Raw genomic sequence first — 14,768 nt, 5'->3', positions numbered from 1 at the left:
ACCCTGCAGCTGATCGCGAGAGATACCGTAATATTTCAAAACAAAATCAACCCGATGGGAGTTGTTCAGGACGAACTAATTACTTTGGTCATATTGACAAACGGCGCAGCGAAAGGCGGATCGATGTTATGTCGATGAAGCTTTCCGCGGTCTTGTCGTAACCATTGGCAACGCGGCGGGCGTTCTCCAGCTTATTGAAGCATCGTTCGACGAGATTGCGAAGTCGATGCAAGGACCGATCGACGGCAACGCGCTTCTTAGGTGATTTGCGCATGGGGATGCCGGGTTAGATACCGCGGTTTCTCATGGAGGTTCGAATGCTGTCAGCGTAATAACTACGGTCGGTCAGAAAGACGCTTGGGGTGGGTAGGTTGCCGGCCTAACCAGGTCGAAGCCGCAGCCGCCCGACGTCTGGCCCGGCATGATTTCCGTTCTCATTGGCAAACCGGCGGCGTTGACAATGAGGTGGATCTTGGTCGTGAGGCCGCCACGGAAGCGGCCAAAAACCTGTCTCGGCTCCCCCTCTAGCGCCCGCCCCTGATGATGGGCGCGAGCCACAGTGCTGTCGATCATTTGCCAAGCTAATCAGGCAGGTCGCGCCACGGAACTCCGATTCTGGCGATCCAGAAAATCCCATCCAGAACAAGGCGGTGGTTGGTGGCCTTGCGTTCATTCGGGGCGTGAATAGCCGGAGTAAACCGTTCAAAGAACGTCCATTCCTTGTCCAAAGCCAGGTCTCGTGCCAAGTTGGTCTCCGTTGCAGATACTGACTTGAATCACGCTTGCCTCGCGGTGTGATCGTTCGTGTCAACACGGCCTAATGCCCAGCACCAGTAAACTATTTCGGCCCCTGGTGAGTTCAATGTGACGGCAAGACTACGATCACGGGCAACAGAATTCCGGAAAGCGCGATGCTTACACCCATTGGAAATCCTGCCTTGGGTCGAAGTGAAATCCAATGACTTTCGGAATGTCCAATAACGGAGCGAAGTGACAAGACAACCACCATGCCCAAAAACATCGAAAGGGAGAATGCAAAAGCGTATATCGAAAGCGTGACGCTTGGCAAAAACAGAACAAGCGCGGTGATTGCCTTTACATCCCCTCCCCCCCAAAGCCGCAATGCGAAACCGGCGAAACCTAGGAGAAAGACAATCCCCGCTGCAATCAAGCGATAACCGATCTCTGGTAGCGACAGAAAGAAGGGCGTGGTCAACACAAAAACCAAAAGCATTCCCAAGACAATTTTGTTTGGTATCGTTTGCTGCTGCATGTCCATAAATGCAATCCAGACCAAAAGTGGCAGGATCAATGCAAGAGGCACAAATTCTGTCATGTCAAGCGACATCTGGCGTTCCAATTCGGTAGACATTGCGAGTTGTTGGAGAGGCAAGCAGTAAGTGGACAAGCTCGAATTGCGAGGCTGCGCCTGTCTTGGCGTAAATGTTTCCCAAATGTGTCCGAAGTGTCGCCATTGTAATCGACAACTCGGACAAAACTGCCTTGTTGTTTAAACCCCGGCTAAGCAAAAGGCACACGCGGTATTCAGCACGGCTTAGTTTGAAGGGATTTTCTGCGGAAAGAATGTCACTCGGTTTTTGCTGGCTGCGTACCACTCGGGAACGCGACAAAAGAGCATCGGAGAACAAGCCGAGGGATCGTCCTGCCCAGCATCCTGCCAGCACCGGGCCAATCAATTCGAGATGTTCAAGCCCGGCTTTCGGGATTGGAAACCTGAAACTAAGCTCAAGTATGTCGATCACTCCATTCTTACGATCAAGCGGTATCATGATTGTTTCCATCAACCTGCGTTGTTGATAGAAATCAGATAAAACTGGTTCGTCTTCCAAATCGCTTGGTCCGGCAGTAATAATACAACCTATATTGATGTTTTCGATAAAGCTTCCGCAGATGCTTTTGGAAAATGATACGCCAGATGATTTGGCCCAATTTATCCCGTAACCATGAAGCTCATGACTAATTGATTTGACCGGGCGTGCTGGTGTTTGAAAATCAACCCGGCAGATAGATGTTACCTCGGCATCAAGCGTTTTCCCTGTTCGTCTTAACGCTTCGATCAGAGGGATTGAGCCTTGGGAGGCTTGGCAAAAAACGGACACGATTTCGAAAAACCTTGAAATCGACTTTTGATTTTCCATAGTTGAAGAGCGATACGAAATACTCAAGAAACAACTCACTGATCACAATCGGATCAATGCCTCTGCTAAGTGTTCTCAATACTGGTCAAGGACTTAAAGTCAGTATTGTCAAAATTGATTTGCAGAGTCCAATTTGGGTGGAATTTCCCAAGCTTTTTCCGGTCTTGAGCGTCGTATCTGGAAACAATCCGATGCAGTGCCGCGTATTCTTAACCGAATCTTAATACTCAAGACCCAAAACCGCGGAAGTACCGAATCAAAGTAGGCGCTGCGGTGACAATCATGAGCGTCGGAAGCATCAGCCCAGCCAGAACAGCCGACATCTTCACCGGTAGCTTGTTGGCCATTTCCTGAGCCTTTGTCTCACGATACTCGCGCATCTCGGCGGCATAAGTTGTCAGTGCCTCTGACATGCTTGTACCGAACCGCATTGATTGCTGAACAACGGACGCGAATGAATGGATCATGTCCACTCCTGTGCGCCGGGCCATTTCGGATAAGGCCTGCTCGCGTGGTCGCCCGGCCTGGATCTCGTGTTGGGTGCTGAGAAATTCGAAGGCAATGTCCGGGGAAACCTGCGCCAGTTCGTTTCCAACGCGCGTCATCGCAGCGTCGAATCCCAAGCCAGCCTCGACTGAGATTTGTAGAAGGTCCAACGCATTTGGAAAAGCTTCGCTGATCTTACGCTTCCGGTCACGGGTACGGCGGTTAAGCCAAGCCGAGGGGAGAAAAAACCCGATGGCAGTCAAGACACCCACGATTTGAATTGCGTTTTGGTGGCTGATTGAAGCAAACAACTGGGAAATTAAGCCGGGCATTGGGAAATCCGGGCGTTTGGATAATAGTATGAGAGCGGCTACGATCACCGGCACGAAAAGACCAAGCCCAATGCGCACGATCGTAAAAATCCAAAGCGCGTTCGGATTGCTCAGTCCGGCCTGGAGCATCTTCTCCTCAAGTTCGCGTCGGTCCGAGTCTTTTCCGGGTAGGGCAGCCTTGAAAACGCCCGTAGGGGTTTTTACCGTCTCGCGAAGCAGCCCCCTTTCGCTGTGAGAGCGATGTCTTGTCTCATACAACGCTTTCATTCGGGCTGCTGCGGGGTTCCGGTTCGTGATTGCCAGGCTTATGGATGCAAACAGCAATAGAACGCCCAAGCCAAGCCCCGTCAAAAGAAGGGTTTCAACTGAAATACCGAAGTGCAGCGACAAGTTTTCAGGGAAGCGTTCCATCGATCAGACCTCACACTCGAAAATTCACAAGTTTGTGGAGACAAAAAACGTTTGCCACCATCAGCACAACAACCAGGATCGCCAGCTTGATGAAGGTGGGGTCGTCACTAAGCTCGGTATAATAGCCGGGAGCATTGATGGACATCATACCTATAATTACCAAGGGGATGATCGACAGAAGCAAGCCTGATAGCCTTCCTTCGGCCGAGATAGCCATAATCCGGTTTCGCAGCGAGATGCGTTTTCGGATCACAGTTGCCAGAACCGTGACGATCCGCGCCAAGTCACCACCGGTGCCGTACTGGATCGCGATGCTGGCCGCGAGATACTGTGCGTCCTCGCTACCTACCCGGTCAGCAAAATCCTGGACCGCGTCGGGAAGATCGTCTCCGAAGTTGATCTGGTCGAAGATCAGGCCAAACTCGGACCCGATAGGATCAGGCATTTCGCTTGCCACCGAGGAAATTGAAGCGTTCAGCGGGTGCCCGATCCTAAGCCCGCGGGCCAAAAGATCCAGTGCATCGGGCAATTGGGCCGTCAGCGCCTTCTTGCGTTTATCGTGATGGTTTTTAAGAACCAACAGCGGTACAACAAAGCCCAGAGTAAACGCCAGTGGCAAAGTCTGCCAAATCGGCAGGAGCAACGAGGCTACGGCGGCGGTCGCCAGGCTTCCAAGCAGGCAAAGTACAAGAAATGTCTTTGCCGAAAAGCTCACCCCTGCCATCGAAAGCATCCTCGGCAGATTGCCAACAAAGGGAAGCCGATTGAGCAATCCGCTGTTTGCGTCGGACCGCAATAGGGCAAAAACCTCTTCCTTGGATACACCAGCCTGGATCATGCGAAGCCGACGGTTCCTGGCCTCCGCATTGTTTTCACTTGGTCGGAACAACTGGCTGAGGCCGGTAACCAAAAGGAAAGTGCCGACAAAAACTGCCGCTAGCATCACGTAGTTCAGAAATTCGTTCGAGAATAGGGTTTCCATTACTCTATACCTCTTGATTTCGGAAGATCGCCGGGTCGAGGTCGATGCCAGCGTCTCTCAGTTGATCAAAGCATTGGGGGCGGATTCCTGTCGGAACAAAATGCCCTAGGACTTCGCCACTTTCCGACCGACCCTTCTTTTGGAATACGAATATGTCCTGCATTGTCACGACCTGGCCTTCCATACCGGTGATCTCGGAAATGCTCATCACCTTGCGAGAACCATCAGCCAGCCGTGAAACGTGAACCACGAATTGCAAACCGGAAGCGATCTGTGCTCGGATTGCCGAAACCGGAAATTCGACACCCATCATCGTGACCATCTGTTCAACTCGGCCCAGAGCGTCCCGAGCCGAATTCGCATGGATCGTGGTCATCGAACCATCATGACCTGTATTCATGGCTTGAAGCATGTCGAATGTCTCTGCGCCTCGGACTTCGCCCACGATGATGCGGTCCGGCCTCATCCGAAGAGCGTTGCGAACGAGATCTCGCTGCAACACCGCTCCTGTTCCCGATGGGGACGGAGGACGGGTTTCTAGACGAACAATATGTTCCTGTTGCAATTGAAGTTCTGCCGCGTCTTCAATTGTGACGACGCGCTCGTGCCGGTCGATGAATGAGGACATAGCGTTCAGCAGCGTGGTTTTCCCCGATCCTGTCCCACCGGCGATCAAGATATTTTGGCGCGCATTCACCAAAGCCCGGAGGAAGCTTGCTGCGCCTTCGTTCAATGCTCCGTTTTCGACCAGCTTCTTCATCGTCAAGGGGGAAGCTGCGAACTTTCGAATCGAAATACTTGGACCGTCAATTGCACAAGGTCGGATGATGGCGTTTACCCGGCTGCCATCTTCGAGCCGAGCATCGACCCAGGGTTGACTTTCGTCCACGCGCCGCCCCATGCGGCTTACAATCTTGTCGATCACGCGGAGTAAGTGTTTTTCGTCGCGAAAACGGACTGAAACGCGCTCCAAGATTCCAAAACGCTCGACATACACCGTCCTGTGGCCGTTCACGAGAATGTCGTTGATCGTGGGGTCGGCCAGCAGCGGTTCGAGCGGACCAAAGCCCAGTATCTCGTCAAGCAGCTCGTCCACTACCTTTTTGAAATCAGCGGCATCCAGTGGGTTACTCTTTTCGGACAGCGTTTGGCTCACCACCGAAGCAACCTCCCGGCGCAGCACATCTGGTTCGACCTTTTCAATCACGGAGAGGTTGAGACGGTCGAGAAGGGCCTCGTGCAGAATGCTTTTGAGCTCCAGCCACTCTACGAGGCGGGTATCTTCTATTTGCTTCTTGGACTCCATTTGGCTGACTGGATTCTCCAGGCCCTCAGCGTTCAAGTAATGGATATTGGTGTCTGTCTTTTTTACGCTACGGCTGAACTTCTCGAACATCTGACGTTCTCCCCCCTATGCGGCTTTGCGGTTGGTTGCTGAAGCAACGTCCGACGTTTCGGCAATAATCTTGCCACTCAATGCCCGGATGGCCTTGGACAAGGCGGATCCGTTTGCTGCTTTTGAAAGTAGTTGCCCCCTATCGAGCGCCATCTTTGCATGGCGAGGATCATGGGGCAGCCAATGGCCAACCTTTCGACCGAGGACTTGTTCCGCTTCGGCGTGATGTCCGGTCGAAAAAATCGGTTTCGTTTCGTGGCACGCGATGATTTCCAGTGGCAACTCCAACCTTTCCTGAGCGAAGAATTGGATCAGCCGATGCGCCTGTCGAATCGAAGGTACAGCCATATCCGTTAACAGAAACATCTGGTTGCATGAGGTCACGATTGCTCCCAACCAGTCGATCATGACACGCGGCAGGTCGATGACGACGTAATCGAACTCTGTCCGCAACGCGTCGACAAGTGAGGCTATCTGCTTTCGATTGATGGCGTCGAGAGGAACGAATTCTTCGGGAGCGGTGAGCACTTCAAGACCCGAAGAATGCGTTACCAGACATTGCTCCAGAAACGTTCGATCTGGTGTTACGTTGTCTCGCGCCATCTGGAAAAGCCAATTGGAAGGTATCAAGTCAAGTCCGGATGCAACCGTTCCGAATTGCATGTCGAGATCGACAACGGCGACCCGGTGCCGGGTCTGTTTGCGGAAGATACCCGACTGCCCTTGCAGACGATCAGCTAGGTTCGTGGCAAAGGTCGATGCGCCGACGCCCCCTCTAACCGGGCAGACGCCGATAACCTGGCCGAGTCTTTGACGACCGGAACCAGCGTAAATGGTGGGTAGCATCGAACTGGGGGTCGCCAGACGATCAATCTGCTCGGACAGGTCCTCGGCGCTGATGGGGAAGGGGAGAATTTCGTCGAGTCCGGATTTTTTCAAGGCACGCGCGTCGGACAGAGAGATATTCTCGTCGCTCAGCGCAAGTAATCTGCCCTTCGGACCGGCTTGTTTGCGAAGAGAACGGACCAAGTCTATGTCGTTCGGCTCACTCAGACGAAAGACCATAAGATCGTGCGCATTCATCAATTTTACTGCTGAGCCGTTGATAGATGCGAGTGTTCCGCCACGCACCTCTAGAGACAAGCTGCCGACGTGCCCCACAGCATTGGTCACGGTGTTTATGATGCTGTCGTCGTCTGCAACTAAGACGATGGATCTTGCAATTGTCATGGTCGAAACTCCCATTAATCACTCATTCATCCGTTTGTGCCTCGTGCGAGGTCTTCCCCTGGAAGGCTTGCACTGAAGTCTGAGAAGATCTTGAAACCTGTGGTTATACCGCTTAGCGCCTCGGTTTCGGTTGTCGCCCCCCCGGCGGCCAATCCGGCAAGAGCGCCAAGGGGTGAAACGAACCGAAAAGGCAATTCTTCGATGGTAACGGTCACAACGGGAACAAATGGCCCACCCAGAAAATTCATTCCGGGTTCGAAATCATAGGCAAAGGTCAGGTTGCTCGTGGTGAAGATCGCAGTCGGGTCGTTCGGAACGGCAAACTGCACTTTTTCCCAGATCTCGTTGACAGTTGCCAATGCCTCGGCTCCGGCTGCCGAAGCTCCTGTGCAAGGCGCGATTTCCGGATCAAGGCACACGCCCGAAGCAAAGCTGCAGTTCGTGCCATACCGAGGCCCCGAGGGATCGGAGTAACTGCCCCGACCGTTTGTCGATGGAAGGCTTCCGCATACCGCTGCTCTTACCGCCGCTATTCGGGCCGCGACCTGTACCGCTTTTTCAGCGGCCACGTAGTGAAAGGCCAAGCGCCCGATGTCGACGATACCCAGAAAAATCAACAGAAAAAGTGGCAGTACAAAACCCAGCTCAACGACTGTAGAGCCGTCCTCAGAACCCCTCAGACGCAAGACTTCCTTGAAAAATGCTCTCTCGCGATAGGTCATGGCCCAAACACCCGGCTTCGATCGGTCACGGTAGTTTCGACGGTCGTCAATGCGGATGCCCCAACCAGCTGGAACAGAACTGAAAACGGGAGTTCTGTAATGATCAGTTTCGCTGTCACGACCGCGACGGGAACCGGCGATACACGATATTCTCCCTCGACCCCAACGCAGTCCAAAGAAAGCGTTTCAAGGCTTACGGAGATGTCGTCGGTTGAAAGAGCGCTTAATTCCCCTGATGCCGTATAGGAAAAATCAGAAATCGAGGCGCTCGGATCAGAGGCGCAAAGGTCTGATGGAGCGATGCGGCTGATATGGCGCGTGGTATCGCGAACGCCGCTGATGACGTTCTGGAAAGACCAAAAAAGCCGGCCGCCTTCGGCGATCAGAGCAAAGACAACGAACATCAGCGGCAGCATGATCGCGAATTCGACCACTGCGGCTCCGTCCTCTAATTTGAAGAAACGGGTCACTATGTTTCGGCTATGGTGTGCAAGCTTTTTCATCGACCTACCTATAAAGCTGCACGACATCGTGAAGGATGCCGCCTGTGCCATTGTTGTCAGACCCGCTTTCGACAGTGCGAATGACTTCGGCGTAGATGACCGCGTTTGCTCCCGTACCATCCGACTCAGACGGCCGGATAAGGAACATCTCGACAAATTTGGAAACCGGAACTACGCCAGAGCCGCCGTTCAACTCATCTTCGTATGTCGCGCAATCGATTCCGGCGGCAATGATTACCCGGCGGTTTGCGTTACTGGCGCCCGTCGAAGGTGGCTGGCAACTGGGAAGGCTACTTTCCACCTTACCTGCGGCGGTCAGAATGGCCTGCAAGTCGACCTGGTTTGCGGTCTCGGCTTTGTAGATGTCGTAACGCGTGCCAGTATCAGGGAACCATGTGGGGATGCCGGAAGGCGTTTCGCCTGAGTAATCGGCTCCATAGTTCACTGTCAGATATGTCTGAAGCCCAGAGGTAAAATCTCCATCTCCGATGCGGGTTGAAGGGCATGATCCCGTGCTCCCAAAGCAATCATCGAGAGGCAAGCCGACGGTCGCTGTCAGATCAATCTCGCCGTCAACTTCGTAGGGAGGTGAAGGTTCATTTCCGCATGTCCCGCCTTGCAAAGTTGTTATCCATCCATCCAAAACGTTCGGTGCGGCCGCAAAATTGTCCACATCGTATTTCGCGTCATTGCGAAATTGATTGGCCGCCGATTCATACCGGTCAAAGCGGGTATTGAACCCGGCAATCATATTGCCGACACTCAGCCCTGGTTTGGTTTCGACGCCTCTTTTGCTGAAACACTGCGAGACGGTACGAGAAGCCGCCAGGGCGCAGGCATCTTCCTGCCCCGGAGGCGCGTTTTCACACGCTCCCGCTTCGTCGATTCCAAGAACATCATCGACTTGGATGAAACCGAAATTGCCCGGTCCCCAACTTTCGCTGCCGCCACCTTGGCTGACCATCTTGATCAACTGTCCTTCGTTGACTTCAAGGCTTGGCTGCGGGAGGCAAAAGAACATCGGCGTGATGTCACATGCCACCAGAGTGAAACCTGCCACGGCTTCGGCGTCCACGGATGCAAATTGGTAAGGTTGATCGAGGAGCGACGCCATCGCGGCTGCCAGAGGGGTTTCCACTTCATGTGTTGCCACCGAAACCCGGACGAAAGCCGCTTTTAACGCGCTGTCCGCATCCGATTCATTCAGCAACTCGCCAGGCTGTCCTGGTTCCACATCCGAATTCGAGGGTGTTTCGTAGAACCGCAACTGATAGTCGGTGACGCCAGACAAAGTGTGATCCTTGTTGCGGATACCGAATGTCTGGTGGTCATTGATGACATTTGCGGCGGCGTTGGTGGCGCGGATGATTGAGTCCGCGTGACCGTCAAGTTCGCCAGCCGCCGCAAGCGCAACATTGTCGGCAAAGCTTTGCAGTTCGCTTTGCGTTGTCGTAACGCGACCAAAATCGAAGGCCAGGGCCGCCATTCCAAGCAGGAGCGAGAGGCATACTGCTACGAAGACCATGATTGCCCCGTCTTCGGAGTGGCAGAGTGCCTTAATGTCGCGTCCCGGTTTCACAATGGTATCCTCAGTCGGAGTCAGTTGATCACGGATTCAGTCAGATCCATTCCGCGCCGAATGCGGATCACCGACCGTCGTGCCGGTTCATCCGGTGTTTCCGGGGTTGGTTCGCGAAGCAGGTCGGTCAACCGCGTCGTCGCCAGCTCGCGGTCCTCGGTGTCGTTGATGGCACGCAGAGTCAGGCTGAGTTTGCCAGCACGTTGAGCGAGGGCAAGGCGTTGACCTTGGTCTGGCGTGACCGCAACAGTAACCGTGCGCGCGATGCTGGGCTGGTCTGTTTGTACGTCGGCTTCCTGGTCGACGCCGATTACACGGATATTTTGCAGGATTGTCACCGCACGAAGATTTTCCTTCGCTCCCGCTGTCATGACAATGTCCACCCGATCACCCGGTGTCACAAAACCGCCGACAGCGGTTTCTGCGTCCACTTCGATGGCGATTGCGCGATGATTGTCGCCGATAGACTGCACAATCGTTACTTTTTCTCCGTAGTCGGAAACCTTGTTTTGGAGGATCAGCTCTCCTTGAGCGATGGGTCGGCGAGCACGACGTGGAGGGCTTCCGTCTGTGGGCAGGAGATCCCCGCTATTGGTGAATACTCCACTTGGTAGCGCAGTTCGTGGCCAGTCGATCGTAGTCAGCGTTCCCGGTCGGATCGCTTCGCCAAAAGAGATATCGCGCGATGCGACAAGGACACTGACTGTTTCGCTTTCGGTCGAAGCCTGTGCGGCAGCCGGGCCGAAACTGACGTATTCACGTGCAAAGTAGACCGATCCCCCGGCCACAGCGAGTCCTGTCAATGCGGTGAAAATGGCGGAAAATCTCATATTCTATTCCTTTCACTTTTTGCAGGCCGATCCGCAGGACCGCCAAAGCCAATCGGGCAAATGGGGCTATTATCAATCTGCGTGATCATGTTCGGGGTGATCGCGGCGGCTGTGGCCACCGCGATCAGAGTCCTGTCGGAGCATCGCTTACATCAATGCGTCGGCGGCGGTGAACTGAGCGGCCACATCCGCACCAATATTTGTCAGGGTCGCAACCGCGATGGCGGTTACGATCGTCAGAGCGACGCCGTATTCAACAATGGTCGCACCCTTCTCGTCACGGGTCAGGCGGATCATGAGGTCATAGATTTTCTGCATTTCTTTACTCCTAATTTGCTGGATTAACCGCATTCCGAGTTCGCGGCATTGCAAGCCCCCCAACTTCTTGAGAGCTTGGATTGATTTTGCGCCTACCGCTCCGTTGGGGCATCCTTCAAACCGATAAGAAATTCAATCTGGGGTTGAAAGATTGCGTATTCTGGCGCTGTTTGTGCCCCAAAATGGCCATGTTTTGGAATCCCATGCTTGCATATGGCCTTTGATTCTGTGGTGGGAGGGCAGTCTCAGAAGGCGTAGTCAGCAGCGCCAAAGGCGCTGTGACCGGGGCTACTGTTGTAATGCTCTGCACATCCTCGGGCACCCGGGTCTGGACACAACAACAATTGCCAGTGGCACCCTGGTGACGTCGGTCAGCACAAACGCCATCAACGCCCACGAGGTTCATCCAACTTTTTTGAACTTTGCGGAAGTCTACTGCGACTATCGCGACACGACCCCTGCTGCGGCAGGTGAGATGAGGCTGGCCGCAAAGACGGGATGGTCACCTGACAGCATTTGCGGTGATCTTGCGGAACTAGAAACACTAACTTGCCCTGCGCCTTCGGGCGACAAACCCGTTTTCTTCCGATCCATTGACCTTGGGTTGGAAGACATTTTCATGGCGCGAGCCGTCTATAAAGCCACACAGGCAAAACCTACTGAAAGGAGACAATGATGGAGATCCGACCATTCGGTGTGGAAATTTGGATGAACGAGTTCGAGACGAAATGTGATCTCAATCTCGCCGAAACCTGTGTCGAGTCGATTACCTTAGGTGAATTGTTCGATATGGCGGGAATCCGCGAAAGTATCTTGGATGAACTAGCAACGATGAAGATGGGATATGGCGCGATCGAGGGATCAAACCGTTTGCGCGATGCCATAGCTGGACTGTACGAGGCCCAGACCCGTGACAACATACTGACAACCCATGGCACTATCGGGGCAAATTCACTGGTACATCATGCGCTCGTATCGCGTGGCGATCACGTGATCTCGGTCATCCCGACTTATCAGCAACACTATTCCATTCCCGAAAGCCTAGGCGCCGAAATTGAACTGCTGCATCTCAGACCCGAAAATCAGTTCCTGCCCGATTTGGAAGAGCTGCGCGGCATGGTTCGCCCCGATACGCGCCTGATAGCCATCAACAATCCCAACAACCCGACTGGTGCCCTTATGGATCGGGAACTGCTGGAGCAGGTCGTGGCAATCGCTCGGTCGGTAGATGCATGGCTACTGTGTGACGAGGTCTATCGCGGCACCGATCAGGAAGGAGACGGGTACACTGCCGCCATTGCGGATCTCTATGAAAAGGGCATCAGCACTGCAGGAATGTCCAAGGCATATTCCCTGGCTGGACTGCGCGTTGGTTGGGTTGCTGGCTCAGCAGTCCTGTTGCGTGAGGTGATGTTGCACCGCGACTACAACACTATTTCGGTTGGCGGCATTGACGAGCTGCTCTCTGCGGTTGCTTTGGAACACCGTGAAAAGATCATGGAGCGTGCGCATCTGATCACCCGGCAGAACCTTCAGATTGTAAGGAAATGGATTGCCAACGAACCACTGCTCAGCTGGGTGCCACCAAAATCCGGCACGACCGCCCTTTTGAAGTACGACTTGCCCATATCGTCGCGTGAGTTCTGTATCTCCCTTATTCGGGAAGAGGGCGTCATGTTGACCCCGGGCAGCGCAATGAACATGGAAGGCTGGTTGCGGCTGGGCTATTCAAACCCAACGGCGGATTTGATCGTCGGTCTGCAACGTATCTCGGCCTTTTTGACACGCCACGGTTCTGTCTGACTATTCCGCTTGCCGCTCGTTTCTCGGCAAGAGAAATGCGTCGAAGAACCTAGAGAGGGCATCGAATTCACCCAAGGGCAAAACATGCGCGACATATTGGTCGGGCCGGACGATGATCATGCACCCATCTGCCCGATCGATCCCGCGCATCTCATAAATGTCTGCGCCCAGTTTGTGATCGATACAGAAAACCTTTTCAAAGTCGCGCAGCCCAAAACGGCCTTTAGCAGGTTTGAGCAGAGCTGGCATGTCCTCGTATTTCAGGGAGTAGAATTCGTGGGGGAAAACGGCGCGCAGGTCTATGAGCCCGTCGATGTCATCGTTCCGGCGGGTATAGCGCCAGACCGGAGAGGCGGTATCTTTTTCAAGCCAAGAGCAAAGCTCGTGAATAGCGCCACCTTCGGCCCCCGTATCATTCTGTCCGGCAAAGGCGTAGATGCGCCATCGTCCGTCCGCTTCGGCCACGTGACCGAGTTGCAGCGGCTTGGCATCTGACAGCCGAAGGACCGGTGCGGAATGGAACCGTTTCCCGACGATTTGGCCGGTGGCCAAGTGCTGATGCGTAGTTTCGGCAGTGATGTCCGACGGGTCATAGTGGACGGCGAGTCCACCGGTGAATTCCAGGTTCTCGATGAACTGCTTCTGAAAGCGTGGCATATCTGAGTCCTCGAGTTCGGACTTACCCGGAGTGGCGCTCATGATTCGCGCCCATTTGTGGTCAGTTTCGACTAGGCGCCGCGCCTCTTCGCGGCGTTCGGCCGAGTAGCTATGCAGCAGGCGCGCATCCGACCGTCCCGTCAGCACATGTGCCAGTTTCCAGCCAAGGTTGAACGTATCGCCCATGGATACATTCATTCCCTGACCAGCCTTCGGGCTATGGGTGTGGCAGGCATCGCCGGCGGTAAACACCCGCGGATTACGGTTTGCCGTTTCCCCTTCGGGGACATCATCGAACTTGTCGGTCAGGCGATGGCCGATCTCGTAGATCGACCACCAGACGACTTCTTTCACGTCGATGGAATATGGGCGCATGATCCGGTTAGCGGCGGCAATGATGTGATCCTTGGTCAGGTTGCGGTTCAACACCCGTTCGTCCGGGTTCAACTTGTCAAGTTCCACGTACATCCGGAACATGTAACCGCCCTCGCGAGGGATGATCAGAACGTTGCCCTCCCTCGCGGACTGGATCAGACATTTCCGGCGTAGGTCCGGGAAGTCCGAATTGGCGAGGATGTCCATCACACCCCAGGCCTGATGCGCGGCGTCTCCGTGTAGTTTGCCACCAATCGCTCTGCGGACATAGCTGCGTGCTCCATCGCACCCAACGACATAGTTGGCGCGAATATTGAGCGTCGCGTCCGCGCGGCCATCTTCGTCAATGCGTTCCAAGGTTACGGTCACTGGATGTTCTTGAGTGTCTATATCGATCTTGAGGTCGATCACCCGAAGCCCGTAATGCGGTGCAAGCCGAGTGGGCGAGTTCTTCATGATATCAAGAAACAGCTGGTGGATACGCGCCTGGTTGACGATGGTGTGTGGCATTTCGGATTGGTCATCGGCCACGTCTTGAGCGATCCCGACGCGGGTGATGTGGTCGGTGTTGGCCGAATCCGGCCTCCAAAAAGCGGTCTGGTTGACCCAATACGCTTCGCGCTTGACCGTTTCAGCGAAACCGAACGCCTGAAACATCTCCATCGACCGGACATTCACGCCATCTGCTTGTCCCTTCTCCATCGGGCCGGGTTTGGGATCGACGATCATCGTGGTGATTTCAGGAAAACCCGCCAGTTGCGCGGCAAGGCACAGACCGGCCGGGCCACAGCCTGCAATCAGCACATCCACAGCGTCTGGAACCGAATTTGAGCGAAGTTCATTGTGGCCAGGGGCCGAGGCCTTGACGTTCGGGTCACCCGGTCTGAACCCATCGACATGATATTGCATGGTCTTCCTCCACACTGGCGCACTCGGTTCAACAATTAGTATCCATGCCTACTAACTCCAAGCAAAAAGATATGTG

General features: G+C 54.2%; 13 protein-coding genes and 1 pseudogene. 1 reads left to right on the top strand and 13 read right to left on the bottom strand.

Going from position 1 to position 14,768, the window contains the following annotated elements; genetic code table 11:
- Window positions 1–88 precede the first annotated feature (88 nt).
- The 12 genes and pseudogenes from OEZ49_RS20935 to OEZ49_RS20880 all read right to left on the bottom strand — a co-directional run bounded on the left by OEZ49_RS20935 (window position 89) and on the right by OEZ49_RS20880 (window position 10,948).
- A pseudogene (locus tag OEZ49_RS20935) lies at window positions 89–746 on the bottom strand (IS5 family transposase).
- 113 nt (window positions 747–859) lie between these two features.
- Window positions 860–1,348 (bottom strand): A24 family peptidase, encoded by a 489-nt coding sequence (locus OEZ49_RS20930; RefSeq protein WP_263390112.1) that lies wholly within the window; start codon window positions 1,346–1,348, stop codon window positions 860–862.
- Window positions 1,338–2,186, bottom strand: a complete 849-nt coding sequence (locus OEZ49_RS20925) for a helix-turn-helix transcriptional regulator (protein WP_263390111.1) — start codon at window positions 2,184–2,186, stop codon at window positions 1,338–1,340. The genes OEZ49_RS20930 and OEZ49_RS20925 overlap by 11 nt, the downstream gene beginning before the upstream one ends.
- 200 nt (window positions 2,187–2,386) lie before the next feature.
- On the bottom strand, window positions 2,387–3,388 hold the full coding sequence (locus OEZ49_RS20920; RefSeq protein WP_263390110.1) for a type II secretion system F family protein: 1,002 nt from the start codon (window positions 3,386–3,388) through the stop codon (window positions 2,387–2,389).
- Window positions 3,389–3,398: 10 nt separating this feature from the next.
- Entirely contained in the window at window positions 3,399–4,370 is a 972-nt protein-coding gene (locus OEZ49_RS20915; protein WP_263390109.1) for a type II secretion system F family protein, read from the bottom strand.
- Between the two features lie 4 nt (window positions 4,371–4,374).
- Window positions 4,375–5,766, bottom strand: coding sequence for a CpaF family protein (locus OEZ49_RS20910; RefSeq protein WP_263390108.1), 1,392 nt, complete (start codon window positions 5,764–5,766; stop codon window positions 4,375–4,377).
- 15 nt (window positions 5,767–5,781) lie between these two features.
- Entirely contained in the window at window positions 5,782–6,996 is a 1,215-nt protein-coding gene (locus OEZ49_RS20905; RefSeq protein ID WP_263390107.1) for an AAA family ATPase, read from the bottom strand.
- A 26-nt stretch (window positions 6,997–7,022) separates the two neighbouring features.
- Window positions 7,023–7,718 carry a TadE family protein gene (locus OEZ49_RS20900; protein WP_263390106.1) on the bottom strand — a complete coding sequence of 232 codons (696 nt, stop codon included), beginning with the start codon at window positions 7,716–7,718 and terminating at the stop codon, window positions 7,023–7,025.
- Complete coding sequence (locus tag OEZ49_RS20895; protein WP_263390105.1) at window positions 7,715–8,221, bottom strand: TadE/TadG family type IV pilus assembly protein; 507 nt, start codon at window positions 8,219–8,221, stop codon at window positions 7,715–7,717. Before OEZ49_RS20895 ends, OEZ49_RS20900 begins: the two co-directional genes overlap by 4 nt.
- A gap of 4 nt (window positions 8,222–8,225) precedes the next feature.
- Complete coding sequence (locus OEZ49_RS20890) at window positions 8,226–9,746, bottom strand: Tad domain-containing protein (protein WP_263390104.1); 1,521 nt, start codon at window positions 9,744–9,746, stop codon at window positions 8,226–8,228.
- Window positions 9,747–9,820: 74 nt separating this feature from the next.
- Window positions 9,821–10,630 (bottom strand): Flp pilus assembly protein CpaB, encoded by an 810-nt coding sequence (gene cpaB / locus OEZ49_RS20885; protein WP_263390103.1) that lies wholly within the window; start codon window positions 10,628–10,630, stop codon window positions 9,821–9,823.
- Between the two features lie 147 nt (window positions 10,631–10,777).
- A complete protein-coding gene (locus OEZ49_RS20880) occupies window positions 10,778–10,948 on the bottom strand; it encodes a Flp family type IVb pilin (RefSeq protein ID WP_263390102.1) in 171 nt (56 codons plus the stop codon).
- Between the two features lie 675 nt (window positions 10,949–11,623).
- Here OEZ49_RS20880 and OEZ49_RS20875 point away from each other — a divergent pair.
- Entirely contained in the window at window positions 11,624–12,751 is a 1,128-nt protein-coding gene (locus OEZ49_RS20875) for an aminotransferase (protein ID WP_263390101.1), read from the top strand.
- On the opposite strand, the gene OEZ49_RS20870 is transcribed toward OEZ49_RS20875, so the two are convergent.
- Window positions 12,752–14,692 carry an FAD-dependent monooxygenase gene (locus OEZ49_RS20870; protein WP_263390100.1) on the bottom strand — a complete coding sequence of 647 codons (1,941 nt, stop codon included), beginning with the start codon at window positions 14,690–14,692 and terminating at the stop codon, window positions 12,752–12,754.
- Window positions 14,693–14,768: the final 76 nt, after the last annotated feature.

The organism is Ruegeria marisflavi (assembly GCF_025673445.1).
GTDB lineage: Bacteria > Pseudomonadota > Alphaproteobacteria > Rhodobacterales > Rhodobacteraceae > Ruegeria_B > Ruegeria_B marisflavi.
The sequence above is the reverse complement of the archived record's forward strand: the minus strand, read 5'-3'. Positions and strand labels throughout refer to the sequence as shown.